Origin of the sequence: Streptomyces sp. NPDC089915, from assembly GCF_040684675.1 — a bacterium.
Classification (GTDB): domain Bacteria; phylum Actinomycetota; class Actinomycetes; order Streptomycetales; family Streptomycetaceae; genus Streptomyces.
This window is the reverse complement of sequence record NZ_JBFBGN010000407.1, coordinates 1-1,182: the sequence shown is the minus strand read 5'-3', so window position 1 is coordinate 1,182 and position 1,182 is coordinate 1. Positions and strand designations below refer to the sequence as shown.

At 74.2% G+C, this 1,182-nt stretch carries 1 protein-coding gene; it reads left to right on the top strand.

Features of this window, described 5'->3' with window-relative positions:
• On the top strand, window positions 1-1,031 hold a 1,031-nt coding region (locus AB0O29_RS36210; protein WP_365160787.1), incomplete at its 5' end, for a cytochrome P450.
• Window positions 1,032-1,182 lie beyond the last annotated feature (151 nt).

Sequence of the window (1,182 nt, the reverse complement as noted above, 5' to 3'; positions counted from 1 at the left end):
ACTGGGAGGCCGCCGGGCGCGAGGTCCCGGAGTGGGATCTGGCGCAGGCCGCCTGGGGCTTCTCCCTGCCCCCGGCCCTCGACGCCAACCTCCTGAACATGGACCCGCCGGACCACACCCGGATCCGGGCCCTCGTGTCCAAGGCGTTCACGCCCGGCCGCGTCGAGGGGATGCGCGACGGAATCCAGGCCCTGGCCGACCGGCTGCTGGACGAGGTCGCGGGCCGCGGGCGCGCCGACCTCGTCGCCGACTACGCCGCACCGCTGCCGATCACGGTCATCTGCGACCTGCTGGGCGTACCGCAGGACTCCCGCCCCGACTTCCGCGCCTGGACCGACGCGATGGTCGCCCCCGACCCGGCGAACCCGGCGGCGACGAAGCAGGCCGTGGTCGCCATGCTCGGGTACTTCCCGCAGCTGATCGCCGACAAGCGCCGCACCCCGGGCGACGACCTGCTGTCCGACCTGGTCGAGGTCCGCGACGGCGGCGACCGGCTCACCGAGGACGAGCTGACCTCGCTGGCCTTCCTGATCCTCTCCGCCGGCTACGAGAACACCGTCCAGCTGATCGGCACCGCCGTCCTGGCCCTCCTGGACCACCCGGAGCAGGCGGCCGCCCTGCGCGCGGACCCGGACCGGATCGAGGCCGCGGTCGAGGAGTTCGCCCGCTACGACGGCCCGGCGCTGCTGGCCATCCGCCGCTTCCCGGTCGAGGACGTCGAGGTCGGCGGCGTACGCATCCCGGCCGGGGAGACCGTGCTGCTCTCGCTCGCCTCCGCCAACCGGGATCCCGAGCGGTTCGCCGAACCGGACCGCCTCGACGTGGACCGGCGGGACGCGGGCCACCTGGCGCTCGGCCACGGCATCCACTACTGCGTGGGCGCACCGCTGGCCCGCCTGGAGACGCGGATCGCCGTCGGGACCCTGCTGCGCCGCTTCCCCGACCTGGCCCTGGACGTGCCGCGCGAGGAACTCCGCTGGCGGCCGTCCATGCGCGCCCGCGGCCTCACCGCACTGCCGGTCCGCTTCTGATCCGGGGCCCCCTCCGGCGTACGGCCCGGTCAGGGGCGGGAAGGCCCTTCCCGCCTGATGAAGTTCGTCTTGCTCGTGCCGACGGAGGAGCCGTGGTAGATGAACATGCCCAGACGCGGGTCGAGGCGGTAGCGGAAGAGCAGCAGCCGGT